Origin of the sequence: Sphingopyxis sp. (genome assembly GCF_035998905.1) — a bacterium.
GTDB lineage: Bacteria > Pseudomonadota > Alphaproteobacteria > Sphingomonadales > Sphingomonadaceae > Sphingopyxis.
Genome location: NZ_DASYHG010000029.1, coordinates 415,720 through 440,976, shown reverse-complemented (window position 1 = coordinate 440,976; position 25,257 = coordinate 415,720). Strand labels below are relative to the sequence as shown.

The window sequence follows — 25,257 nt, the reverse complement described above, 5'->3', positions numbered from 1 at the left end:
CTTCACGACTTGAACAGCGTCTAACGAAAGGTTCAGCGCGGGTTCAATGCCCGCCTGCGATGGACCGCAGACATATCGCAGAATGAGAGCCAGATGATCTTCAAGACCCCCATGACCCGCCTCGCCGCCTGGACGCTCGCCCCCGTCGCGGCGGCCAGCCTTGCCATCGGCGTTCCCGCGATCGCGCAATCGTCAGGCACGTTGTCGGCGGTACAGTCGCACCTCAAATCCACCAGCTCGATGACCGCAGACTTCGTGCAGACCGACCGCAACGGCCAGCGGCTAAGCGGCCAGCTGACCTTGAAGCGTCCGGGCAAGATCCGCTTCCAATATCAAAAGGGCGTGCCCTTGCTGATCGTCGGCGACGGCAGTTCGCTGACGATGATCGACTATGAGGTCAAGCAGGTGCAGCGCTGGCCGGTGAAGAACTCGCCGCTCGGTGCGCTGCTCGATCCCGACCGCGACCTGACCAAATATGCCAAGGTCCTGCCGACGGGCAGCGGCGACGTGCTGAGCGTCGAGGTCAAGGATCCGAAGCGCCCCGAATATGGCACGATCACGATGGTGTTCGTGCGCGACGGATCGGCGCCCGCGGGCCTGCGCCTGCGCGGCTGGGTCGCGCTCGATTCGCAAAACAACCGCACGCGCATCGACCTCAGCAACCAGAAATTCAACGTCGCGGTCGCCGATTCGGCGTTCAAATGGACCGATCCGCGCCCCAAGCAGCGCGGCCGCGCGGGCTGACCTACCCGCTCTTTTGACGACCCGTTCAAACGGCGCCGAATCCTCCGAAGGATTCGGCGCCGTTTTTCCGGACCAACCGTCGTCCTGCATCGACGAACTGCAAAAGCGACGCGAAGCCGTTCCTTTTCGTTCAGCTTGGCGACAGGGAAGACCCGCTATTCCAACTCTCGAAGGCGCCAACACGGCTCCCGGATTTGGGTTTCCCCCTGTTGCCCCACCCGGACTGCCAGGCACCTTCATTCAAGAGCGTGACGAACGCTGACCTTGAACCCCCGTTCCACCGCCCCTGGGACGGGGGTTTAATTTGTCCGGCATCCGGGCCGACAAAAGATTCGGCCGCAACGTTGCGCGCTTTCCCCCGCGCCGATAGAGCCACCGCATGACTCGCACCAGCATCGCTTCGTGGAACATCAACAGCGTCCGCGCCCGCATCGGTATCGTCGAAAAATTCCTGCGCGAAGAAGCCCCCGACATCCTCTGTCTGCAAGAGACCAAGGTCGAATGCACGCTGTTCCCGCCCGAGATGTTCAGGCGGCTGGGGTATGAGCATATCGTCACCCACGGCCAGCGCATGCACCACGGCGTCGCGATCGTCAGCAAGGTGCCGCTCGCCGACGTGCGCAAATATGACTGGCAGGCGAATGGCGAGGCGCGCCATGTCGGCGTGACGCTGCCGTCGGGCGTGCGGCTCGACAATGTCTATATCCCCGCGGGCGGCGACATTCCCGATCGCGAATTGAACCCCAAATTCGGCCAGAAGCTCGATTTCTTCGGCCGCATGACCGAATGGTCGGGCGCGCTGAATGAAACGCCGACAGTACTGACCGGCGATTTCAATGTCGCGCCGCTCGAAAGCGATGTCTGGAATCACAAGGCGCTGCTCGACGTGGTCAGCCACACGCCGATCGAGGTCGAAACGCTTGCGCGGTTGCAAGCAGCGTCGAACTGGGTCGACCTCGGCCGCCATTTCATTCCGGCGCCGGAACGACTCTATACCTGGTGGAGCTACCGCGCGAAGGATTGGGAAGCGTCGAACCGCGGCCGCCGGCTCGATCATATGTGGGTGACCCCCGACCTGACATCCAAAGCGGTGTCGCATCGTATCGTCCAGCCCGCGCGGAGCTGGGAACGGCCGTCGGACCATATTCCGCTCATCACCGAGTTCGATTTTTGAGCGATATCGGCGCCCGTCAGGCCGCGCGCGCGGTCGACGCGCTGCGGCGCGGCTGGCCGTTCCGCGTCGAGGGCGCGGACGGTGCGCTCGACCTGCTTGCGGTCGAAAGCGCGCGTGACGACGCGCTCGACGAATTCGCCAGTCACGACGTCCTGCTGTCGGGCGAACGCGCGGTCACGCTCAAACTCACCAACCAGCGCGTCGCCGCAACGCCCGGCCCAGTGCGGCTGGCAAAGGCCGCCGGCACGGTAGCCGCCGCGCTCGCGATCGCCGACCCGGCGCTCGATCTCGCCAATCCGCTCAAAGGCCCGTTCCGCACCGTGGCGACCGGCGGCGACGCCGCGGCCGCCGCCGCGATGACGATGGCACGCCACGCCGGCCTGCTCCCCGCCTTCTTCGTGCGCGAAGCGGCGGGGGAAGCCGAAACCGTCTGTACCACCGGCGATGTCGCCGCACTGCTCGACCCGACGCGGCTCGAAGTCGCGGCACGCGCGCGCCTGCCCGTCGAAGCCAGCGAAACTGCCGAGATCGTCGCTTTCCGCTCGCCCGAAGAAGCGTCGGACCATGTCGCACTGATCATCGGCAAACGCGACGGCAATCCGCCGGTCGTGCGCTTGCACAGCGAATGCCTGACCGGCGACGTGCTCGGCAGCCTCAAATGCGATTGCGGGCCGCAGCTTCACGCCGCGCTCCACGCGATGGCCGACGCGCCGTGGGGCGTGCTGCTTTACCTCCGGCAGGAAGGGCGCGGGATCGGGCTCGTCAACAAGCTGCGCGCCTACGCGCTGCAGGACCAGGGCTATGACACGGTCGACGCGAACCTGCGGCTCGGCTTCCCGGTCGAAGCGCGCGACTTCGCGATTGCCGGGCGGATGCTCGAACTGCTGAACATCCCGCGCATCCGGCTGATGACCAATAACCCGGAGAAAGTCGCGCGGCTCGAAAAAGAGGGCGTCGAAGTTGCCGAGCGCATCCCGCTCGCGCTGCCGACGAACAAATATAACGAGCAGTATCTCGCGACCAAGCGCGACCGGACAGGACACCAGCTCTAACGAAAAAGGCGCCGGACGATGCCGACGCCTTCTCAGATCATCAATGCACGAAGCGCGCGACGACGTCGCGATAGCTTCTGCTCACCTTCACCTGCGCGCCCGATCCGAGCACGAGGAAGCATTCACCGTTGGTGTGCGGTTTGACCTGCTTGACCTGGCTCAGGTTCACGATCGTCGAGCGATGGACGCGCTGGAAATTGCGCGGGTCGAGGCGCTTTTCGAGGTCCTTCATCGTCTCGCGCAGGATAAGCGAATTAGCGGCAGTGTAGATACACATATAATCGCCCGCGGCGTCGATGCGCTCGATGCTGTCGACGTCGACGCGAAAAATCTGCCCGCGATCCTTGATGTTGATCATCTTTTCATAGCGGTCGGCGGCGTGCGCGTCGGGGGCGGCCTCGGCGTCATAATCTTCGACCGCCTCGGGCGCGACTTCGGCGAGCACGGTCTTCAAGCGCTCGACTTCGGCGGCGCCGCGCTTTTCGGCGAGGCGCTGGCGCACGCGGTCCAGCGCATCGGCGAGCCGTTCGGGTTCGACCGGCTTCACCAGATAATCGACCGCCTGTGCCTCGAACGCTCGGATCGCATGGTCCGAATAGGCGGTGACGAAGACGACGAGCGGCGGCTCGACCTCCATCAGCCCCTGGATCACCGAAAAGCCGTCGAACCCCGGCATCTGGATGTCGAGGAACACGAGGTCTGGTTTGTGGGTCTTGATCTTCCTGATGGCTTCGCGGCCATTTTGCGCGGTGTCGACGACTTCGACATCCGAATGCGGTTCAAGCCGCAGTTGCAGGCCTTGGGTGGCCAATTTTTCATCATCCACGAGGATGGTTCTGATCGTCATGTTCTCTCGGTTCCAATCGTCATTTGCCCGTCGGGCTGGAACGGAAACTCGATTACCACCGTGAATCCACCCTCAGCGCCCATATGGACATCGAACCGGTGCTGGTCGCCGAAAGCCTGCGCCAGCCGGTCCCTGATATTGGCTAAACCCACACCGGTCGATTCCGTTGCAAAGCCAGTGGTGGGGTCCGTGGTCTCACCTGACAATCCCGCGCCGGTGTCAGACACGGTGATCCGGACATTTTGACCGGCCAGCTGTGCGGAAATGGTGATATCGGCTCCGTCCTCCTGCGGTGTGACCGCATATTTGATCGCATTTTCGATCAGGGGCTGGAGCAAAAGCGACGGCAAACGCGCCCGCGAAACCGCGGGATCGATCGCAAAATGCGGCCGCAGCCGTTCCTCGAAACGCATTTTCTCGATATCGAGATAGAGTTTCAGCGTCTCGATCTCCTGCGCCAGCGTAACCTGCGCGGTCGGCTCGTTCGCGAGCGTGTAGCGAAGGAACGCCGACAGGCGCGACAGCATCGCATTGGCGGGCTCCGACTGCTTGAGCAGGACGAGCGTCGAAATGCTGTTGAGCGTGTTGAACAGGAAGTGCGGGTTGAGCTGGTAGCGCAGCATCGCGAGCTGCGCCGACGCCGCCTGCGCCTCGAGCCGCAGCACGCGATCATTCTGTTCCTCGAGCTGGAGGAAATAGTTGATCGCGAAATAGAGCGCCGACCAGGCCGCGAGCGAGGTCGCGTCGATATACATCGCACCGAGCAACAGGCTGGTGAAGCCCGCTTCGCTCGCCGGATTCTGGATTTGCGCGACCCACGCGTCGATGAAGGCCCAGAGCGCGGTCGCGAGCCCCGCAAGGCCGAAGCTGACGCCCCACATCAAAAGCGGGCGGCGATTGATCAGCGCGCGATAGCAGACCGACAGGATCAGCGTCAGCGAGAAACCGGTGATCGCGGAGATCATCTGCGGAATCAGGAAGGTGAAGGCCTGCCCATTGGCAAGTCCCGACACCCCGCGCAGGCCAAGCCAGGCGGCCCAGCCCAACAGCTGCAGGTTCCAGAAAGCCCGCACCTTATTGTCGAAAAAGGGGCCGGGCGAAGTCAGTCGAAACAGCGGCATGGGGATCCGGGCGATAGGAAGATCAGCGGCCGCGCGCGCGGGGGTTGAAGCACGCGTCGCCGGTCATTCCGCCGCGACCGGCGCCGCGGCATTTTCGCTGCGCACGCGCGCCTGTCCCAGCGGCTGCAATTCCGAACGATGCTTCCACAACAGTTCCTTGTACCCGATCACGCGGCCGTCGTGCGCGGTCAGCGTCACCGGGCCGATCGGCTGTTCGTCGCGCGCGTCGACCAGCACCGGGGTCGAGGGAACGCCCGCCCCCATTTCTCGCCCCACTGGCGCAGCGCGATCATCGCGGGAAGCAGTTCGATGCCCTTTTCGGTGAGCTGGTAGCGAACCTTGCGCCGATCCTCGGCCATCACCTCGCGCGCCATGATGCCATGGTCGACCAGCTTCGACAGACGGTTCGACAGGATGTTGCGCGCGATGTTCAACTCCTGCTGGAACTCCTCGAAATGATGGACGCCGTTGAACGCCGCACGCAGGATCATGAACGACCATCGCTCGCCCATCGCCTCAAGCGCAAGCGGCAGGGCACAATTGCCCCCATCGAGGTCGTTCAACAGTTCGCGTAGTTTTCCCATAGCCAAAGCCCTAACGTAAAATCCGCCCATGCGCCAAAAAAATATAGTGCCTCCGTTGCATTTCGCAACTCAAACACTAGGCAGCGTTTCGCGACCTAGCGGTCGCGCAAAAACAGGAGGTCCAGATGCCCATATTCAAGCTTTCTCCCCTTCCAAATTCACGTTCGCTGGCCGGCGCCGCGCTGATCGGCGGCCTGGCCTTCTGGTCGGTTGCGGCCAGCGCCGCAGGCGGCGCCTATTACCGCGCCGAACTCGTCAGCCCGGCTTCCAATGCCCGTTTCGTGGCACGCGATGTCGTCTGGGCCTGCAAGGGCGCGAGCTGCATCGCCGGCCAGGGGACGAGCCGCCCCCTCATCATGTGCTCGGCGCTCGCCAAGGCGGCGGGTCCGGTGACGAGCTTTACCGCGGGCGGCAAAGCGCTCGATGCCGACGAACTCGCGCGCTGCAACGCCGGGAAATAGGTTTTTTGGAAAGGGCGGCCGCCGCGGCCGCCTTTTCCACGAAATCGGGAGCGATCAGGCCGCGAGGCGGTTGCGCGCGACGACGAGCGACCAGCGCGCGAGCGCGGGCAGCCGCGCAAGGACCGGCTGCGGGTCGGCGCGAAAGGCACGGCGCACCAGATCGAGGCGCCAGCTGCGGCTGCTGCGCAGCGCCAGCCCGAGAAGGATTTCGCTGCGGCTGCGCGCGGGCAACGTATCGGGCAATGCCCGTTCGACGATCTGGGCTGTCAGCGCCTGAATCTGTTCGGACCGCTGGCTGGTCAAGCTGCCGCCATGCTTGCGATAGAGATACAGATCCTCATGCAACGCAACGAAGGTGAAGCGCTGCGCCGCGCGTAGCCAGAAATCATAATCCTCGACCCCGAACAGCCCGGTGTCATAGCCGCCGAGCGCTTCGGTCACGCGCGCGCGATAGAGGAAGCAGGCGCCGATATTATTGCCGTAGAGCAACCGTTCGACCGGCCCGACGCGCGAAATGCCGAGCTCGACGCCCGCGTCGTCGATCAGGGCGAAGTCGGCGTGGACGATGTCCGCCTCCGGCTGCGCATCGAGCGTTGCGACAAGCCGGGCCAGCATATTCGGCCGGAGCAGATTATCGTCCGACGTCCAGCTGTGCATTTCGCCGCGCGCTGCGGCGAAACCATGATTGAGCGCCGCCGGCAAACCGACGTTCGTGTCGAGGCGCAGCAGCGTAATGCGTGGATCGCTTGCCGCGGCTTCGGCCATGATCGCGGGCGACGCATCGCGCGACGCGTCATCGACAAGGATCAGCTCGAAATCGCTAAAATCCTGGGCGAGCACCGACGCGATCGCATCGGCCAGCCAGCGCGCACCATTGTGCACGGGCATGACCATCGACACCCGCGGTGTCGGCGTCGAATCAAGAGCTTCAGTCCCCATCTGATGATTGTCCTACCCGCGACGAACGATGCTTCCAACGGGCTTTACCAAAGTTGCTAACCTCTGGCGGTCCTGCGCAAGCAAATTTCGCATTGCAATTGGGACCGCATGAACGACATTGAGGGCGATGCTGAGGCAATATGAACTTGTCGAGCGCGTACGCGCTTATGATCCCGACGTCGACGAGGCGCTGCTCAACCGCGCCTACGTCTTCACTGTCCAGAAGCACGGCAGCCAGAAGCGCGCGTCGGGCGACCCCTATTTCAGCCATCCGGTCGAGGTCGCCGGGATTTTGACCGACCTCCACCTCGACAGCGAGACGATCGTCACCGCGCTGCTCCACGACACGCTCGAAGACACGCTGACGACGCCCGAGGAAATCGAGCGGCTGTTCGGCGCCGACGTCGGCCGGCTGGTGGACGGGGTGACGAAGCTCAGCAAGATCGAGGCGCAGACCGAAAATGAGCGCGCGGCGGAAAACCTTCGCAAATTCCTGCTCGCCATGTCGGACGATATCCGCGTGCTGCTCGTCAAGCTCGCCGACCGGCTGCACAATATGCGGACGCTGCATTTCATCAAGAATCCCGAGAAACGCCGCCGCATCGCCAAGGAGACGATGGATATCTATGCCCCGCTCGCCGAGCGGATCGGCATGTATGAATATATGCGCGAGATGCAGCTGCTCGCGTTCAGCGAACTCGAACCCGAAGCCTATGCGACGATCACCGGCCGCCTCGCCAAACTGACCGCCGGCGGCAAGGACAAGGTTGCCGCGATCAGCCGCGAGTTCAAGGAGCTGCTCGCCAAGAACGGCATAGAGGCCGAAGTGTCGGGGCGCGAAAAGCACCCCTATTCGATCTGGCGCAAGATGCAGGAACGGCACGTCAGCTTCGAGCAGGTGACCGACATCATCGCGTTCCGGATCCTCACCCCGACCGACGCCGATTGCTACGCCGCACTGGGGCTGATCCATCGCAAATGGAAAATGGTGCCGGGACGCTTCAAGGATTATATCTCGACGCCGAAACGCAACGGCTACAAGTCGCTGCATACGACGATCATGCACCAGCAGAATATGCGGATCGAAATCCAGATCCGCAGCCTTGGCATGCACCAGCAGTCCGAATTCGGGCTTGCTGCGCATTGGGCATATAAGCAGGGCGGCGCCGCGCCCGACGGTCAGGCCGGCTGGATTCGCGACCTCATCGAAATCCTTGAGCAGACGCACGATCCCGAGGAATTCCTCGAGAATACGCGCATCGCAATGTACCAGGACCGCATCTTCGCTTTCACGCCGAAAGGCAGCCTGCACCAGCTCCCCAAGGGTGCGACTCCGGTCGATTTCGCCTATGCCGTCCACACCGGGCTCGGCGACCGCACCGTCGGTGCCAAGGTCAACGGGCGGCTCGTGCCGCTGCGCACCCAGCTCAACAACGGCGACACGGTCGAAATCCTGTCGTCCGACAAGCAGACGCCGCAGCCCGCGTGGCTGGGCTTCGCGGTGACCGGCAAGGCGCGCGCGGCGATCCGCCGCCATGTGCGGTCGAAGGAAAAGGTCGAACTCGCGGCGCTGGGCCGCAAGATGTACGACGAGATCGTCGCGCGCCTGCCGAACAAGGTCGGCGACAAGGCGCGCGCGGCGGCACGCGAGCGGCTGAAGCTCGACGACGACAGCGCGCTCTATGTCGCGATCGCGAAGCAGCGGCTCAGCGACAATGCGGTGCTCGAAGCCCTTGTCCCCGGCATCACCGCCGAGATGAAGACCAAGCCCGGCAAGCTCGTGCAGGGCGCGGCGGTATCGATCGCCGGGCTCACCCCCGGCGTCGCCTATCAGCTTGCCGATTGCTGCCATCCCGTTCCCGGCGACCGCATCGTCGGCCTGTCACGCCCCGGCGAGGGGATCGAGGTGCACGTCATCGATTGCCCGCGGCTTGCCGACGGGATCGATGCCGACTGGATCGACCTGCGGTGGCAGGAAGACAGCGAGGGCGGCAATGCGCGCCTGTGCATCGTCATCCTCAACGAACCCGGAACGCTCGCCGAAATGTCGGGCATCCTTGCCGCCAATATGGCGAACATCACCAATTTGCGCCTGTCGAACCGCGAGGGCGGATTTCATACCTATGACGTCGTCGTCGAGGTACGCGACGTCCAGCATGTGATGCGCATATTGTCGGCGCTGCGCGCGTCCGACACGGTGGTTCAGGCCGAGCGGCAGTAACCGTCATCCCAGCGAAAGCTGGGATCGCTGGCAATATTTCGGAACGATAGCGGTCCCAGCTTTCGCTGGGACGACGATTTATCAGTTCGCGTAGAGAAGCGGTGGCCGCCAGGCATTCTGGTCGACCTCGTCGCTGACCTTGTAGACGACGCCACGGCTGTTGAGGAACAATTTCTCCATTTCGGGCCGCGTGAACGGGCGCGAGCCGACACGCCCGAACACTGCCATCTGGCCGCCGGTCTCGTCGACGGCGCGGTCGCGGTCGAGCCCCTTCGACAGCGCGAGCGCGGGCGACGGCGTCTTCGCCCAGGCGATCAGTTCGGGGGTCGGTTTGGGCGAGAAGCCATAGAGGCCGGGGTTGTCGGGGCTGGTGAGCTGGAGCACCTTGATACCGTTCCGCCCGTCGGCGACATAACCGAACAGCGAGGCGTTGGTCGACGCGACGATCACGTCCTCGGCGTCGTTAAGCGCGCCGCCGAAGGTCAGCCCCGGCCAGACGATCGGCGCCGCAGGGCGCGTGACGTCGACGATGACAAGCCCGTCGGCCTTCGCCGCGACATACATATAGGTGCGTGCGAGATAGATCTTCCGCGCGTTGGCCAGCCGCACCGTACCCGACGGCACCGCGACCGGCTGCGCGAGGTTGGTGACGTCGAACAGCTTCACCCCCTCGGCATCGGTGACCCACAGGTAACGGAACTGCACCGCGCTCGCGCGCGCGTCGGTCAGCGGCAGCTGCGCCGTCACCCTGGGCTGAAGCGGGGTCGAGAGGTCGAGCACGACGAGTCCAGCGTCGGTGGCGATGTAGGCGATGCTGCCCGCAAGCGTCACATGCCGCGCGCCCGCCAGCACATTGCCCTCGTTCCACGTCAGCGCGCGCTTGAACTTGTTATTCCGGAATTCGCCATCGGCAAGCGTGTCGATGTCGACGAGCACCACCCCCTCGACGCTGTCGGTGATCACCGCATAACGATAGATGTCGTGCATCACCTGTTCGTGGTTCTCGGGGAAATTCTTCACGATATTCTCGTTGCGCGACACGCTGATCGGCTGCGTCGTCGCGATCGCCATGCACGTGGCATTCTTCGTCTTCACATGCGTGTCGTGCCCGAGCGCCGAGAAGGGCGCGCGGATGATGCGTTCGGAGAAGCCCTTGTTGCCGATCGAGGCGACGTCATAGACGCGGAAGCCGCCCTTGCCCTCGGCTACGAACATATATTCGCCGCGCTGTTGCAGGCAGTTCACGCGGCCGCTCGTCCCCTGGACGATGTTGGCGAATTCCTCGAGCGCGTGGGTTTCGCCCGAGCCCTTTTTGTCGAAGGTCTTGCCGCGTACCCAGTTCCTGAGCTCGCGCCCGTTCCGTTCGACGTGCAGCTTCCAATAATCGGGATAGGCATATTTCTGGAGGTAGCTGCCGATCACCGCCTGCGGCTCGTCCCATTCGGTGACGCGCGTCGCCTGGAAGCTGTTTTCCTGACCTGACCAGACGTTGAGACCCACGAAGTTGACGAAGTTGGTGCCGAGCAGATTGAGCTGCGCCATGATCGCATTGTTATCGTCGGCGGCCGACAGGTGGCAGTCGCTGCACTGCTTCGTTTCCGAGCGGCGCACCGTGTGTGGGAAGTGCGGCGCGAAGGCCTGGCTCGAATAACCCGCCGACGAGATCGGCGGCTGCTGCACATAGATGCGCTCGCGGTTGATGTTCGTCGACGACAGAACCAGCGCCGAGGTTGAGCGGACGGGCGTGATGATGCCGCGCGCCTCGCCATTCGGGCCGGGTTCGCCGGGCTTGGTGAGCTGGTGCCGGCCGAGCTGGAACATCTCGTCGCGCGCCACCTGCGGGTTATAGGTCGCGAAGTTGCGCGTCTCCTCGCCCTCGAAATGGTGCATCTTGGTCTTCCAGTTCGCCTCGATCGGCAAATGGCAGCCGCCGCAACTGGTGGTCCAGCTGAGGTGACAGGTGAAACAGGTCATCTTGTCGTCGCCGTGCGCGCGGTCTTCCTTCGCGACCCCCGGCCCCCACTCGAACTTGCCGTCCTCGCTGCCCGCCCGCGCCATCAGCTTCGCGCGCGCCGCCTTGGCGTTGAAATGCGGCCCCGGCATCACCGCCTGCTTCACGAGGCTGACCTGCCATTCGAGCTTCGGATCGACGATCGAACGCTGGATCAGGCCGATGACTTCGGCATCGTCATTATACTGGAATTCGAAACGCCGCCGCCCGTCGGGGTTGCGAAGCAGCGCGAGATTATTGCCCTGCGGCCGCGCCGCGACGTTCGAGGTCAGGAGATTCGGGAAGGCGTCGGCGGTGCCGTGGCAGTCCTTGCAGCTGATTTCCACTGCGTTCGCCACTTCGCCCTGGATATAGCCGTTGCCGTGGCTGTCCTGCGCGAAGTGGCAATCGGCGCATTGCATGCCCTTTTCGGCATGAATGTCCATCATATGGACCGCCTTGCCGGGGTTGATCCCCGGCGGCACGAATTTGCCCTCGACGCCCGGTTTGCCCGGATCGGCGCTCGAAATGCACAGATCGCGCTGCTTCGGGTCGCTGTAGTGGCTACAGCTCTTGCGCCATTTCTCGGGATCCTTCGGATCGATGATGTTCGCGGTGTCGGTGCCGTAGGTCGACATATTGCCGTCGGCGGTCAGCAGATTGCCGCTCCGGTCGCGCTTGAAGATGCCGCGGAAGTTCCAGCCATGGCCGTGATAGTCGGCGAACTGCGTATCCTTGTTGCTGTCGTTGACGTCATAGACGTCGCGCAGGAACTCGACATCGGCCCACAGGCCGCGCGTCGCCGCCCCCTCCGGATTGCGTTCGAGCACCTGATGCACTTCGGCGGCTGTCGGATAGCGCTGCTGCTTGTATTTCTTCTGATATTCCTCGTCGCTCATCCCCGGCGGGCGCGGCGCGGTGTTGTCGGGGCCCGGCCACATCTGCGGCGCGTCGGATTCATAATCCCACATCGTGTAGCCGAGGTACGAGTTCAGGAAGATGTTCGGCTGGTGCATGTGGCACGACATGCACTGCGATGTCGGGATCGCACGTGTGAAGGCGTGGCTGATCGGGTGGCCCGATTCGCCGCGCGCCGGCGATCCCGGGCGGGCCGGAACGTCGGGATCGGCGGGGTCGATCAGCGCGCCATGACCGCCGCCGGCCTGGTGGTCGTTATCCGCCCCATGCGCATCGCCGCCATGCCCGCCCTCGGGTTTCCGCTTCTTTTCCGCGATCGTCGGATCGACCGTCGCCGTTTCGCCATCGCGACCATATTTGGCGTAGGTCAGGCTGTGCCGCGGCTCGCGATCATTGGCGTAGACGACATGGCAGCCCGAACAGCCCGAATGACGATAGTCGCCGGGCTGGTCGTTCGTCCCCATGAACCACGACAGCGGGTCATTGAGGCGCGTCTTGTGGATGTTGAGCACGGGGATCGAGACGCGCAGGCCGGTGCCGGGACCGCGGTTCGACTGCTTGAGGTCGGGGCGCCCCGGCTCCTCGAGCCGCTGGATGCTGCCGGTCGGGTTCGGCAAGCCGATTTCGGGGAATTGCGTGTTGATGTTGCGCCCGCCGCGCTCGAACACACGGAAAACGTCGCCCGGCGGCAGCACGCTCCAGCGCGGCAGCGGATACATTTTCGCGAGCGCGCCGCGCTTCTTTTCCTCATCGGTCAGGATCTTGTCGAACCCGAAGCTCGGCTTGCATGCTTCCTTATATTCCTCGGCGGTCAGCCGCGACGAGGGTGAGAGGATGCACGCGGGTTCGCCGGTGCGCGTGTAAGCCTCACCGAAGACGTAATTCTTATAGGGGACGATGCCGTTGTTATACGCCGCGCCGCCCCACAGCATCGCACCCGTCGACATCATCGACCGCTCGGTCGCCTCGATCACCTCAAGATGGCATGCACCGCACGCCTCGCGCGCGACGCGATAGTCGCTGGGGTTCACGAAGCGGATGAATTCGGGCGATTCCTTATTGAGCAACGTGTAGCTGCGCTGCGGGTTCGCCGAACTGTCGTGCCACGCGCCGGGTAAGGTCGGCTGCGGGTGCGCGAGCTTCATCACCGCCTTGTTCGTCGGATGCTTGTAGCCGAGGCTGGGCGTCCCGCGCTGGCTCGCGTCGCCGCCATGGCAGTCGGTGCAGCCGAGCTTCACTGCGGGCGTCGCGTGCATCGACGGCTGGTCGGTGCGCGTGTGGCAGCTGTAACAGCCCTCCGACTTGGCGCTGACGTCGGCGTCGCTCTGCTCGCGCGGCGCGGGCGGCGTGAAGCGATATTCGATCTTGAGCGGTTTTTCTTCTTCCGCCGCGCGCACGACGCTCGCGCCGAAGGCGGCGCACATCGTCACAAAAGCGAACAGGGCGAAGAGTTTGCGCAGCAGCATCAGAAGCTCAAAATCACATTGGCGAGGATGGAGACGTAGGCGTCGTTCTTTTTCTTGTTGTCGAACAGGTCCTTGAACCCCTTGCCGGGCAGCAGCACCGCGCCGCTGAGGCGCCCGACGATGTTCTGCGTCGCCTTCGGCCGCCAGATCGTCGCGAGCGACAGGTCGAAGCCGATATCCTTGGGGATCGAGCCTTCGGTGCGCAGCGCCTGCAGGCTCGACGTATTTTCGAACCACAGATGGTTGAAATTGGTGCTGACGCGAAATTCGGGGGTCAGGTCGAAATCGGCGCCGGCGCCGATGAAGACGGTGCCGGGGTTGTTGAAGTTCGACTGCCCTTCTTCTTTCGACGAGCGGAGCGAATTGAGAATGCCGTTGCGACCGTTGATCGAAATCACGCGACCGCCGCCCGCAAAGGGAATCGTCTGGCGGATCCAGTAGCTGGTGTCGGCGCCGCCGAAGATCGGATTCTCGAAGATCGCGTCGAAGCCGCCTTCGGTCTTGTTATACGGATCGCCGTCGCCGGTCGCATAGAGCCCCGACAGCCGGAAACGCATCCAGTCATGATCGTAGCTGAGCTCGACCGCGCCGAAACCCGCGCGAATTTCGGCCGGTTTGCTGGTGAAGAAGCTGTTCCGGTCCTCGCCCAGCGCAGCATAGAAGCTCGCGGTGACGTTGATCCGCCCGATGCGGCCGTCGGCGCTGTAGCCCAGATAAACGACATCATATTCGCGCCCGCGCAAATCGCCGAGCAACGCCGGGCGCACCGGGAAGCCATTGTGGTCGATCTGCACGTCATTCTTTTCGCGGTTCATATTGTAGGTCACGCTGACCTGGCTGGTCAGCCCGACGACCGGGAAATCCTGGCGATAGAGGTTGCCGGTGAAGATGAAATCGCTGCGCGGGGTCTGGGTGATGTCGTTGAGGCCGCTGTTGGTGTCCTTTTCGAGCCGCCAGAAGGCCGCGAGATTATATTGGAAGCGGTTGTTGTCGCGGTTACCGAACAGGCGGATGCCGAGCTGGCTGTCGTTGAACAGGAAGCCGCGAAAATCGCTCTGGAACGGCTGGATGCCGAGACGGATCGAGTAGAAATCATAGCGGTCGGACGTGTTGCCGAGATGCTTGTCGACGAACAGTTCCTGCACGCCGAGGAAGCTGTCGTAACGGTGGCTCGCCTTCGACGGGCGCACGTCGAGCACGCGCCGTTCGGGCACGTCGACATAATTGGCCTGATAGGCGAGCGTGACGCGATATTCGATGTCGGGCGGCTTGAACGCGGTCGAACCCTTGATCAGCGCCGCGCCGGCAATGAAAGTCTGCGCAAAGACGAAGCTGCGGTCCTTGCCGAACACGTCGAGGCTGCCCGGCCGCTCGGTCGTCTGGACGCCGACGGGGATCGGGAAGGTGCGCGGCTCGAACACGGTGTCGGACACCGCGTTGGCGACGATGAACCAGTCATCGCCCTTGATCGGCAGCCATTTGACCTTGCTGCGGTCGATCGCCCGGTCACCCTTGTAGGTGTTCTGGTGATAGGGGTCGAACCAGCGTTCCTTGACCACGCCCAATGTCTCGATCAGGCGCCAGCGGTCGGGGACCGGAAGCTGGTCCTCCATCCCCGGGAACGCCTGCGGCGGCGGCGGGCGGAGCGCGCCGACATTGTCCTGCGTCAGCGCGTCGGGCAGGTCGGGGCGATAGCCGGGGCGGCGGCGCCCCTCGATGATGTCGGTGACGAGATCGTCCTTCACCATCTGCTGCCAGTCGACGGGCGGCGGCGGCGGGATCAGCTCGTCGGCAGGCTGCTGCGCGGGCGCGGCATCGCCGGCAACCGGCGGCCCCTCGGGCGCGGGTGGCGGCGGCGTGACATCGGCTCCCGGCGCACCCTGCGCCGCGAGCGTTGCGATGATCGGCCAAAGGCTTCCCCCCGTCATCATCGCCTATAGCCCGTCGCAGACATTCTGGTTCGCCGTGTCGAGGAACGGGGCGAAGGGACAGCTGATATAGCGCAGGCGCACGCCCGCGCCGACATTGACGACGACATTGTCCGACCGGATCGCCTTGGGCGCGTTGCCGATGCCGCCGACGCGCGCACCGCCATTATGCGCGCCAAGGAAGCTGATCATGTCGTCCTGATCGATGCCGTCGCCCGACACGCCGATTGCGCCAACGAGCTGGTTGCCGCGATAGATGGGAACCGATCCGGGAAAGATCTGGATGCCGTTCTGCAGACGGTTCTGCCCCGCCGCGATGTCGGGCAGCGTCGTGCAGCGCGCGGGCGTATCGGTCGGGCTGGCGCCCGAAACGAAGCCGAGGTGCGCGCCGAGATTGCCGATGATCAGCGCCGATTGCAGCCCGGTCGAGAACGGATTGAACTGCGCGATCGGGCGCGACAGCGGTCCGTTCGGACGGCCGACCTCGCCGTCGGGGAAATAGGGGCGCGACAGATTGCCGTTCGCGCGATCGGAAAAGGCGATCGTGCCGGTCAGCGCGGCCGGGTTGTTCAGGAAAGTCCGCGTCGCGGGGACGAACTGGCGGACGTCGGCGCTCGCATTGGCGCCGAGTTCATTGCCCGCCTGGGCGCCCGAGAAGAAGGCGGCGGTCCGCGCCTTTTGCAAGCTGACGTCGGTGCCGAAAATCGGCGCATCGGGCGAGCGCACGATACCGAGCACCGCGCCGTGCGTGTCGACGATGCTGATCGTCACCTGCGCGCGGCTGTCGAGCGGGCGGCGGATCTGCGCGCGCGCGCGGCTCATCACGGTGAAGGCTTCCTCGAGCACGGCGCGCGCTTCAGCCTGCGTCAGCGGCGCGCTGTTCGTGGCACCGTCGGTGCCGGCGCGCAGCGGATAGCGGTTGGTGCCGCTGCCGTTGGTCAAGACAAATGCGTCGCGGTTCGAAAATTCGGCGGCGGTCGATGCGCGGATGCCCGACGCTTCGCTGCCGTAGGCGATCCCGGCGGTCACCGCGGCATTGGCATAACCGATGACCGCGACGAGGTTGCCTGCGGTGCCGTTGAGGCTCGCGAAGCTCGCCCCCCCGCTCGACATCACCCCGGCGAAGGTCGCATCGGAGAAACGCAGGCTCGTCCCGTCGACGGTGATCTTGTCGGCGGTGATCGTGCTCGGCGCCTCGAACCCGCGCGTGCCAGCGAGCGCGATGAATTCCTCGGGATCATTGTCGATGTCGAGGATGTTGGCGTCGCTGCCGTAGACGCCATCACCCATCACCCCGATGCCGCCGACGAGCACGCCATTCTTGTAAAGCGGCAGCCCGCCGGGATCGGCGGCGAGCCCGAGCGGCGAGCGTTTGGGCCCGATCAGCGCCGCCGCGCCCGGGGCGCCGAAGCGCGCCGACAGGTCGCTGCACGGGAGCTGGCTGAACTGCACCCCGAACAGCGGACCACTCTCCAGCCCGACGGTCGTCGGGGCGGGCGGGAAATGCTCCTGCACGATCTGGCTCGCGGTGCGCGTCGAAAAGGCGTTGCCGCCGCTCGACAGATACGCGCCCGTGATCGCCTTGGCGATCGCGCCGCCCTCGGCGGGGAAGGTGACATTCTGCGCGTCGATGTTCACACCATTGGGCGCGGGTGCGGTCGTCGCGGTCGCGCGCGCGCCGGTCATGCGGAACACGCCCAGCACATTGCCGACGCGGTCGGTCACCGCGATCACCGACGGCAGGCTGCGCGCCTGCGCTTCCGATATCGCCTGCGCGAGCACGCGCTCGACGTCCGCCGTGGTCAGCGCTTCGGCGGCGGGCGGCGTGTAGACGGTCGTCGGCGTGGGAGTCGGCGTCGGGGTGGGTGTCGGGGTCGGCGTCCCGCCGCTGCCTCCACCGCCACCCCCGCACGACGTCAGCAACAATGCGCCCATCGCAGCGAAGGCGGCCGAACGGAAAAGATGGGTCTTGCTGTGCATGATCTTACCGCAGCGCCCCGATCGCGCGCACCGCGCTGCCGAACGACGCCTGGAATTCGGACGGCTTGTAGGCGTTGGGATCCTTCACCGAAGCATAGGCCCGGTCGATATCGCCGCGGATACCCGCTGCGGCACCCACGGTGACGCGCCCCGACGACACCATCGCGTTGAGCAAGGTGTCGACACCCATCACCGCCTGCTGCGACCCCGAATAGTCGGTGTAGCGTTCGCTGATCGCCTTCGCCGAGATTGCGTCGACCATCGCAAAGGCGTCTGCGCCCGAGAAACTCCGCGACGCGAACGCATTTTTGAGCGCCGCGACCGTCTGCGACAGCTGCGCCGCGGCGGCGACCGCGCTTTGCCGGTCGGTCGCCATCGCCTTGTGGAAGGCGGCAGTCCGCACCGCGAGCTGGTCGGCGAGCGCGGGGGCGGCCAGCCGCGCGGCGGCGGCGAGCATGATCAGATTTTCGTCATTATAGGCGGGCATGCCTTCGGGCAGGTTGCGCCCGGGATTGTCGAGCCCCGTGCGCACGGGCTTCGCCTGATCGAAGATGCGACGATGACAGCTGTGGCAGTCGAGGAAATAAAATTCGGGGAACATGCCCTCGGTCCCGCGCCGCGTCTGGAACAGCGCGAGGCTGCGTTCGATCGCCGTCGCCTGCCCCACCGCCCACATCTGGACATGATCGGTGCGGCGGCCCGCCGCGCCGAACTTGCGCCAGCCATAGTCGGCATCCTCCTGGTGATGCGCCTGCAGCGACGAGAAGAGGTCGAGCTCGAACGAAATGCGTGGATGGCCCGCGGCCATGATGCGGTGCGTAACGAACTGACCATCGGCGGCCGACCCGAAGTGGCAGTCGACACACACGCCCGCGCGTACGACCGGGTCTTCGAGCTTCTTCAGCCCCGCCGACAGGTTCGCCAGATGCTTGGCGCGCATTTCGCGGTCGGGATCGGCGTTCGTGCCGACCCCGGCGTAATGGCTCGCGAGCCAGCCGCCCGCCGGGCCGTGGCACGATTCGCAGCCGACGCCGTCCTCGGCGGGCACCGCCCGCGCCGTGCCCGCGGTGCTGTGACAGCCGAGGCACATCTGCGCCTTCGACGGATCGCCGATGCCGAGGTTACGCGCGATGAACTGGCTGCGGTTGTTGTTGAGTACGGCCCAGGCGCGGCTGTGCGCGCCGCCGGGGGTCGAGGGCTCCTGCCACTTCATCAACTCGTCCTGGCGAACGACGGTGCCGTCGCCTTCCATCCGGCCGTGGCACGTCGAGCCCGCGCACGAGGCAACCCCGGTATAGCGTGCGCCGCTTTCGCCCTGCGAGCGGGCGGGGGCTGCGAAGACGAACGCCGCAACGGCAAGCGCGAACAGCAGCAAGGCGGCAAACACCGCAAGCTTCGGAACAAGGACGGCAAACGCCGCCCAAGGCCGATCAGCGCGCTCCTTTCCAGCGTGCGTCGTCATCCGCAGAACCCCTTTTCCCCAACCCGGCGCCTTTACGCCTTGGGCCGAATTATACCACCCCGAATGCCAGCATCGCGTCGGCTACCTTCTTGAAGCCCGCGATGTTCGCGCCCTTTACATAATCGACATAGCCGCCGCCGCGGTCGCCATAGGTCAGGCAGCTCGTGTGGATGCCGTCCATGATGTCTTTCAGCATCTGTTGCAACTCGCCTTCGCTCCACGCGCGCCGCCCGCTGTTCTGGCTCATTTCAAGCCCCGACACCGCGACGCCGCCGGCGTTGGCGGCCTTGCCCGGCGCGAACATGATCTTCGCATCCTTGAAGACATGCACGCCCTCGAGGTTCGTCGGCATGTTGGCGCCTTCGCTGACCGCGATACAGCCGTTCTTGACCAGCGCCTTGGCGTCCTCGCCGAGCAGTTCGTTCTGCGTCGCGCACGGCAGCGCGACGTCGCACTTTACGCCCCACGGCGTCTTGCCCGCCGTGAAGCTCGCGCCCTTGAACTCGTCGCAATATTCCTCGATCCGGCCGCGGCGGTGCGTCTTGTGCGCCTTCACCCAATCGATCTTTTCCTGCGTGATGCCGTCGGGGTCGTGGATAAAGCCGCCCGAATCCGACAGCGTCAGCACCTTGCCGCCCAATTGGACGATCTTTTCGGCCGCATGCGTCGCGACATTGCCCGATCCCGAGATGACGGCCGTCTTGCCGACCAGGTCCTGCCCCTTGGCCGCGAGCATGTTGGCGAGGAAATAGACTGCGCCATAGCCGGTCGCCTCGGTACGGATCAGCGAACCGCCCCATTCGAGCCCCTTGCCCGTGAGTACCCCGGTGAACTCGTTGGTGATCCGCTTATACTGGCCGAACATGAAGCCAATCTCGCGGCCGCCAACGCCGATGTCGCCCGCGGGAACGTCGATGTCGGCACCGATGTGGCGATAAAGCTCGGTCATGAAGCTCTGGCAGAAGCGCATGATCTCGCGCACGCTCTTGCCCTTGGGATTGAAATTCGATCCGCCCTTGCCCCCGCCCATCGGCAACCCGGTGAGCGCATTCTTGAACGTCTGTTCGAACGCGAGGAACTTGAGCACGCTTTCGGTGACGCTCGGGTGGAAACGGATACCGCCCTTGTACGGCCCGATGGCGTTGTTATTCTGGACGCGCCAGCCGCGCTGGACGCGAATATTGCCGTTATCGTCCTCCCAGCAGACGCGGAAGGACACGACCCGGTCGGGTTCGGCGATGCGCCGCAGGATCTGCTGCGCGTGATATTCTTCCTTGTCGGCGATGAAATCGAAGATGTCCTCCGACACCTCCTGCACCGCCTGGACGAACTCGGGCTGACCCGGGTTGCGCTTTTTTACGCCTTCCATGAACGTCGAAAAGTCGACGTGATCCGATACTGCCATGCACCCCTCCCCTGTATGACTGGGAAAGCCGGTGCGACCCCTGACGATTTTATCGTTGACCGACCTTGTATGCCAAAGGCTACACCATCGCCAAGCAAAGGCAATATGACAGCGCGCACAGGCGGCATTTTTTCGCGGCGCGCACTAGAGGGGTAAAAATGAGCGAGAGCAACGGCATGGCGGAGAGCCGAAAGCAGGGCATGACGGGCGCGAACCGGGCGATATTGATCGCGGCCTTCATCCTGCTGGCAGCAGCGATCGGCTATGCAATCTGGCGCGATTCCGCCTCTCCGGCGAGCGACAAGGCGATGCAGGGCACCGCCGGACCGTCCGACCAGCTCGCCGAGCTGGAGGCGCGGACGAAGCGCGAACCGAACAGCGCCGATGCCTGGACCGCGCTCGGCGCGGCACGTTTCGACATGAGCGATTTCGCCGGCGCCACAGCAGCCTATGAAAAAGCCGTCGCGCTTTCGCCCGAATCGGCGGGTCTGTGGTCTGCGCTCGGTGAGGCGCGGGTGATGAAAAGCGACAGCGATCCGATGCCGCAAGCCGCGCTCGACGCGTTCAACAAGGCCGTCGCGCTCGACGCCAAGGATCCGCGCGCGCGCTATTTCCTCGCGGTGAAAAAGGATATCGGCGGCGACCACAAGGGCGCGATCGAGGACTGGTTCGCGCTACTTGCCGACACGCCGCAAGGCGCGCCGTGGGAGGCGGACCTGCGCCGCACGATCGAGCAGGTCGGCAAGATCCACAAGATCGACGTCGCCGCGCGCCTCGCGAGCACGCAGCCCCGGCCGCTGACCGCCGATGAAATGCCCGTCGCCGCGCGCGCGATACCGGGGCCGAGCCGCGCCGACATGGAAGCGGCGTCGCAGCTCCCCAAGGGCCAGCAGGACCAGATGATCGAAGGCATGGTCAGCGGGCTCGAAGCCAAGCTCAAGGCCAACCCCGCCGACGTCGACCGCTGGATCATGCTGATGCGCAGCCGGATGACGCTGGGCGAGACGGCCAAGGCCGCGCAGGCGCTGAAGGACGGGATCGCCGCGAACCCGGGGGCGGCGGGCCGGCTGAACGCGCAGGCGCAGCTGCTCGGCGTTCCGGGTGCGTAAAATTACCCATTGGCGCGCCCACGCCAAAGCGGTAGGCCGTCATCGCTGCGGGGGGCAACCAGAACATAGGGTCGCCGCGGCATGAAGCCGCGAGACGATTTCGGACGTATTTGCCCGGGACAGCCGTCCACTCTGTATCGGGCCTCGTGGTCCTAGCCGACTGTTAGCCCGCCATCAGCGCCGCATTGCCGCCCGCCGCGGTGATATCGGTGCTGATCGACTTTTCTTCGGCAAAGCGGTGCAGATAATGCGGGCCGCCCGCCTTGGGGCCGGTGCCCGACAGGCCGCGCCCGCCAAAGGGTTGAGATCCCACGATCGCGCCGATCTGGTTGCGGTTGACATAGACATTGCCGACCGCCGCGCGCGCTGCGATATGCGCCGCGACGCCATCGATGCGCGTGTGAACGCCAAGCGTCAGGCCATAGCCCGAAGCGTTGATCGCATCGATGAGCCCGTCGAGCTCGCCGCCTTTCCATGTCGCGACGTGCAGCACCGGGCCGAAAATCTCTTGGCTGAGGTCGGTGACATGGTCGAGGCGAATCAGCGCTGGCGGTACGAAATGGCCGTCCGCCGGCAGGTTCGTCCGTCCCGCTTCCGCGACCACCCGCCCCGCGGCGCGCGCTTCAGCGACATAAGCCGCGATGTTGGCGCGCGCCTCTTCGTCGATGATCGGGCCGACATCGGTGGCGAGAATCGACGGATCGCCGACATTGAGTTCGGCCATCGCGCCCGCGACCATCTCGATCATCGTGTCGGCGACGTCTTCCTGCACGCAGAGCAGACGGAGCGCCGAACAGCGCTGGCCCGCCGACTGGAAGGCCGAGGCAACGGCGTCGCGCGCGACCTGTTCGGGGAGCGCGGTCGAATCGACGATCATCGCGTTGGCGCCGCCGGTTTCGGCGATCAAGGTCGCGATCGGGCCGTCGCGCCCGGCGAGACTGCGGTTGATCATCCGCGCGACCTCGGTCGATCCGGTGAAAGCCACGCCAATAATATCATCGTTGCCCGTCAGCGCCGCGCCGACGGTTTCGCCGCGGCCGGGGAGAAACGCGAGAACATCGCCGGGGATGCCCGCTTCGAGCAGCAGTTCGACCGCGGCGTGCGCGATCAGCGGGGTCTGCTCGGCGGGTTTCGCGAGCACGCTGTTGCCCGCCGCCAGCGCCGCCGACACCTGACCGAGGAAGATCGCGAGCGGGAAGTTCCACGGGCTGATGCAAACGAACACGCCCTTGCCTTCGAGCATCAGTTCGTTGCGCTCGCCCGTGGGACCGGGCAGCGCGACCGGATAGGTGAAATCGGCGCGCGCCTGGCCCGCATAATAGCGCAGGAAATCGACCGCTTCGCGCACCTCGGCGACGGCATCGACGAGCGTCTTGCCCGCCTCGTCGATCGCGAGGCCGAGGAAAAGCGCATCGCGCTCTTCGAGCAGGTCGGCGGCGCGTTCGAGCCGCTCGGCACGGAAGGCGCCGCCGGCGAGGCTCCAGTCGCCCTGTGCCTTTTGTGCCGCGGCGACGGCGTCGGCGACGGTGGCCGCATCGGCCTCGATCACCTGTCCGACGACGGCGCCCGTCGAAGGGTTGCGCACCGCTTCGGCCTTGCCGTTTCGCGCTGCACCGCCGACGATCGGCGCCGCGACGAGATCGCTCCGCCGCGCCGCGCCGATCGCCGACACGAGCGCTTCGGGCACGCCCGGATCGCCTAGGTCATAGCCGCGCGAATTGCGCCGCACGGGGTCGAACAGGCCGAGGCCGGTCGCGATGTTCGAGGTCGCCGCGCTTGCGACGCTGCGCGGGTCGACCGCGAGCTGCTCGGCGGTGACGCCGGGGTCGGAGAATTGATGCACGAAGCTGGAGTTCGCACCATTTTCGAGCAGGCGGCGGACGAGATAGGCGAGCAGGTCGCGGTGCGTGCCCACCGGCGCATAGACGCGCACCGGGCGCGGCGGCGGGAACAAGGCGACGAGCGCGTCGTGCGCGCCCTCGCCCATGCCGTGCAGCCGCTGCAGCTCGTAATCGGCGCCCGCGAACAGTTCGGACACAAAAGCGAGCGTCATCGCATTGTGGCTCGCGAACGCCGGAAAGATGCAATCCTGGCAATCGCGGAGCAGCTGGGCGCAGCGCATATAGTTGAGGTCGGTGTGGAGCTTTGCCGTGAACACCGGGAAATCGCCGAGCCCCAATGTCTGCGCGCGCTTGATCTCGGTATCCCAATAGGCGCCCTTGACGAGGCGCATCGACAGCTTGACCCCGCGCGTCCGCGCGCGGTTCGCGAGCCAGTCGATCACCGCCGGCGCACGTTTCTGATACGCCTGGATCACGATGCCGAGCCCGGTCCAGCCGTCGGCGATCCCGGCGTCGATCAGCGCCGCGAACACGTCCATATGCGGTTCGAGGCGGTCGCTTTCCTCGGCGTCGATCATCAGCGGGATGTTCACCGCGCGCGCCGCCTTGGCGAGTTCGATGACGTTCGGGATCAGCTCGCCGACGACACGCGTGTGCTGGAGATATTCGTAGCGCGGGTGGAGCGCCGACAGCTTGATCGAAATGCCGTGATTGGCATGCGGGTCGCCCGGCTTCGCGCCCTTGCCGATTCGCGCGATCGCATTCGCATAGCTGTCGTAATAGCGCGCCGCATCCTCGGCGGTGCGTGCCGCTTCGCCGAGCATGTCGAAGCTCGCGAGTTCGGATTTTTCCTTGTCGGCGCGCTTGACCGCGGCGTCGATCGTCTCGCCCATCACGAACTGCTGGCCGAGCATCTTCATCGCCGCGAGCGCGGCCTGCCGAATCACCGGCTCGCCCGAACGCCGGACCATCGATTTGATCAGGGTGAGCGGGTTCGCCTTGCTGCCCATCGCGTCGAGCATCAGTGTCGCCGACCCCAGCGAAAGCCCGCGCGACGACAGCGCGACGATCAGCGGGCTATCCTCATCCTCGCCGTCCTTCCAGTGCCGTCCGGCGATCTTGTCGCGGATCAGCGCATTGGCGGTCGCATTATCGGGGACACGCAGCAGCGCCTCGGCGAGGCACATCAGCACGACGCCCTCCTCGGTCGACAGGCGATAGCGGTTCATCAGCTGCGCGACGAGCGTCTCACGCTCGCCCTCGGCCTTCGCCTTGCGGATCAATTCGAGACCGCGCTGCGTCACGGCTTCGACGCTGGCCGACGAGGTGGCAAGGGCGCTACGCAGCTCGCCGACGATGTCGGATTCGCTGCGGCGGGCGAGGGCGCGGATGGCGGCGCGGTCGGGGCTTTGGGTCATGGCCTCCGATACCATATTGGCCGAAGTCGATCCGACTTGTTTCTGCCCATTTGATATATGAATTGACCAAGTTTTGGATCGATCTTAGTCAGAACGTATGAAAAACTCCTCTTCAACAGTCGAGATTGACGAGTTCGATCGCAAGATCCTCGCGATTCTGGGGCGCGACGGACGCATCACCTTTACCGAACTTGCGTTACAGGTCGGGTTGTCGAAGACACCGTGCCAGCAGCGCGTGAAGCGCCTTGTCGACAGCGGGCTGATCGTCGGCTTCCGCGCGATCGTCGATCCCGCCAAGGTCGGGCTCGACCATGTCGCCTTCACCGAAGTGAAGCTGTCGGACACGCGCGAGGAGGCGCTCAAGCAGTTCAACATGGCGGTGCGGCAGATTCCCGAAGTCGAGGAATGCCATATGATCGCGAGCAGCTTCGACTATCTGCTCAAGGTCCGCACCCCCGACATCCGCCGCTACCGCATCGTGCTCGGCGAAAAAATCTCGAGCCTGCCGCATGTCGCGAGCACCTCGACCTTCGTCGCGATGGAGACGATCTGCGAATCGGCGCGCTGACACAGGCGATTGACCGCCGCGCGCGGCTG

At 65.0% G+C, this 25,257-nt stretch carries 16 protein-coding genes and 1 pseudogene; 7 read left to right on the top strand and 10 right to left on the bottom strand.

Annotation, left to right across the window (positions count from 1 at the left end):
- Positions 1-93: 93 nt before the first annotated feature.
- The 3 genes from VGN62_RS19355 (at position 94) to ribA (ending at position 2,970) form a co-directional block, all read left to right on the top strand.
- A complete protein-coding gene (locus tag VGN62_RS19355) occupies positions 94-744 on the top strand; it encodes a LolA family protein (protein WP_414713303.1) in 651 nt (216 codons plus the stop codon).
- Positions 745-1,123: 379 nt separating this feature from the next.
- Positions 1,124-1,918 carry an exodeoxyribonuclease III gene (locus tag VGN62_RS19350; RefSeq protein ID WP_327456941.1) on the top strand — a complete coding sequence of 265 codons (795 nt, stop codon included), beginning with the start codon at positions 1,124-1,126 and terminating at the stop codon, positions 1,916-1,918.
- A gap of 5 nt (positions 1,919-1,923) precedes the next feature.
- Positions 1,924-2,970, top strand: coding sequence for a GTP cyclohydrolase II (gene ribA, locus VGN62_RS19345; protein ID WP_327457039.1), 1,047 nt, complete (start codon positions 1,924-1,926; stop codon positions 2,968-2,970).
- 40 nt (positions 2,971-3,010) lie between these two features.
- Here the strand turns inward: ribA and VGN62_RS19340 are convergent, their stop codons facing one another.
- The 3 genes and pseudogenes from VGN62_RS19340 to VGN62_RS19330 form a co-directional block, all read right to left on the bottom strand.
- Positions 3,011-3,817: a LytTR family DNA-binding domain-containing protein gene (locus VGN62_RS19340; RefSeq protein ID WP_327456939.1), complete on the bottom strand. Its 807-nt coding sequence runs from the start codon at positions 3,815-3,817 to the stop codon at positions 3,011-3,013.
- Positions 3,814-4,938, bottom strand: a complete 1,125-nt coding sequence (locus VGN62_RS19335; protein ID WP_327456937.1) for a sensor histidine kinase — start codon at positions 4,936-4,938, stop codon at positions 3,814-3,816. Before VGN62_RS19335 ends, VGN62_RS19340 begins: the two co-directional genes overlap by 4 nt.
- A gap of 63 nt (positions 4,939-5,001) precedes the next feature.
- Positions 5,002-5,522 (bottom strand): annotated as a pseudogene (locus tag VGN62_RS19330) (winged helix-turn-helix transcriptional regulator).
- Between the two features lie 125 nt (positions 5,523-5,647).
- On the opposite strand from VGN62_RS19330, the gene VGN62_RS19325 reads away from it, so the two are divergent.
- Complete coding sequence (locus tag VGN62_RS19325; protein WP_327456935.1) at positions 5,648-5,983, top strand: CC_3452 family protein; 336 nt, start codon at positions 5,648-5,650, stop codon at positions 5,981-5,983.
- Between the two features lie 54 nt (positions 5,984-6,037).
- Here the strand turns inward: VGN62_RS19325 and VGN62_RS19320 are convergent, their stop codons facing one another.
- The gene (locus VGN62_RS19320) at positions 6,038-6,922 is read right to left on the bottom strand and encodes a glycosyltransferase family 2 protein (protein ID WP_327456933.1); all 885 of its coding nucleotides are present in this window, start codon (positions 6,920-6,922) and stop codon (positions 6,038-6,040) included.
- A 127-nt stretch (positions 6,923-7,049) separates the two neighbouring features.
- On the opposite strand from VGN62_RS19320, the gene VGN62_RS19315 reads away from it, so the two are divergent.
- On the top strand, positions 7,050-9,143 hold the full coding sequence (locus VGN62_RS19315; RefSeq protein WP_327456931.1) for a bifunctional (p)ppGpp synthetase/guanosine-3',5'-bis(diphosphate) 3'-pyrophosphohydrolase: 2,094 nt from the start codon (positions 7,050-7,052) through the stop codon (positions 9,141-9,143).
- An 81-nt stretch (positions 9,144-9,224) separates the two neighbouring features.
- On the opposite strand, the gene VGN62_RS19310 is transcribed toward VGN62_RS19315, so the two are convergent.
- Genes VGN62_RS19310 through gdhA form a run of 5 tightly spaced genes read right to left on the bottom strand, consistent with a single transcriptional unit; the run spans position 9,225 to position 20,292 of the window.
- Positions 9,225-13,517: a hypothetical protein gene (locus VGN62_RS19310; protein WP_414713302.1), complete on the bottom strand. Its 4,293-nt coding sequence runs from the start codon at positions 13,515-13,517 to the stop codon at positions 9,225-9,227.
- Positions 13,517-15,448, bottom strand: coding sequence for a hypothetical protein (locus VGN62_RS19305; protein WP_327456928.1), 1,932 nt, complete (start codon positions 15,446-15,448; stop codon positions 13,517-13,519). The genes VGN62_RS19310 and VGN62_RS19305 overlap by 1 nt, the downstream gene beginning before the upstream one ends.
- A gap of 3 nt (positions 15,449-15,451) precedes the next feature.
- Positions 15,452-17,425 (bottom strand): heme-binding protein, encoded by a 1,974-nt coding sequence (locus tag VGN62_RS19300; RefSeq protein ID WP_327456926.1) that lies wholly within the window; start codon positions 17,423-17,425, stop codon positions 15,452-15,454.
- 4 nt (positions 17,426-17,429) lie between these two features.
- Entirely contained in the window at positions 17,430-18,887 is a 1,458-nt protein-coding gene (locus VGN62_RS19295; protein WP_327456924.1) for a multiheme c-type cytochrome, read from the bottom strand.
- A gap of 49 nt (positions 18,888-18,936) precedes the next feature.
- A complete protein-coding gene (gene gdhA / locus VGN62_RS19290; protein ID WP_327456922.1) occupies positions 18,937-20,292 on the bottom strand; it encodes an NADP-specific glutamate dehydrogenase in 1,356 nt (451 codons plus the stop codon).
- Between the two features lie 158 nt (positions 20,293-20,450).
- On the opposite strand from gdhA, the gene VGN62_RS19285 reads away from it, so the two are divergent.
- Complete coding sequence (locus VGN62_RS19285; RefSeq protein ID WP_327456920.1) at positions 20,451-21,401, top strand: TPR domain-containing protein; 951 nt, start codon at positions 20,451-20,453, stop codon at positions 21,399-21,401.
- A gap of 163 nt (positions 21,402-21,564) precedes the next feature.
- Here the strand turns inward: VGN62_RS19285 and putA are convergent, their stop codons facing one another.
- A complete protein-coding gene (gene putA, locus VGN62_RS19280; protein WP_327456918.1) occupies positions 21,565-24,660 on the bottom strand; it encodes a bifunctional proline dehydrogenase/L-glutamate gamma-semialdehyde dehydrogenase PutA in 3,096 nt (1,031 codons plus the stop codon).
- Positions 24,661-24,757: 97 nt separating this feature from the next.
- Between putA and VGN62_RS19275 the strand changes: the two genes are divergently transcribed.
- Positions 24,758-25,228, top strand: coding sequence for an Lrp/AsnC family transcriptional regulator (locus tag VGN62_RS19275; RefSeq protein WP_327456916.1), 471 nt, complete (start codon positions 24,758-24,760; stop codon positions 25,226-25,228).
- The last annotated feature ends 29 nt before the right edge of the window (positions 25,229-25,257 follow it).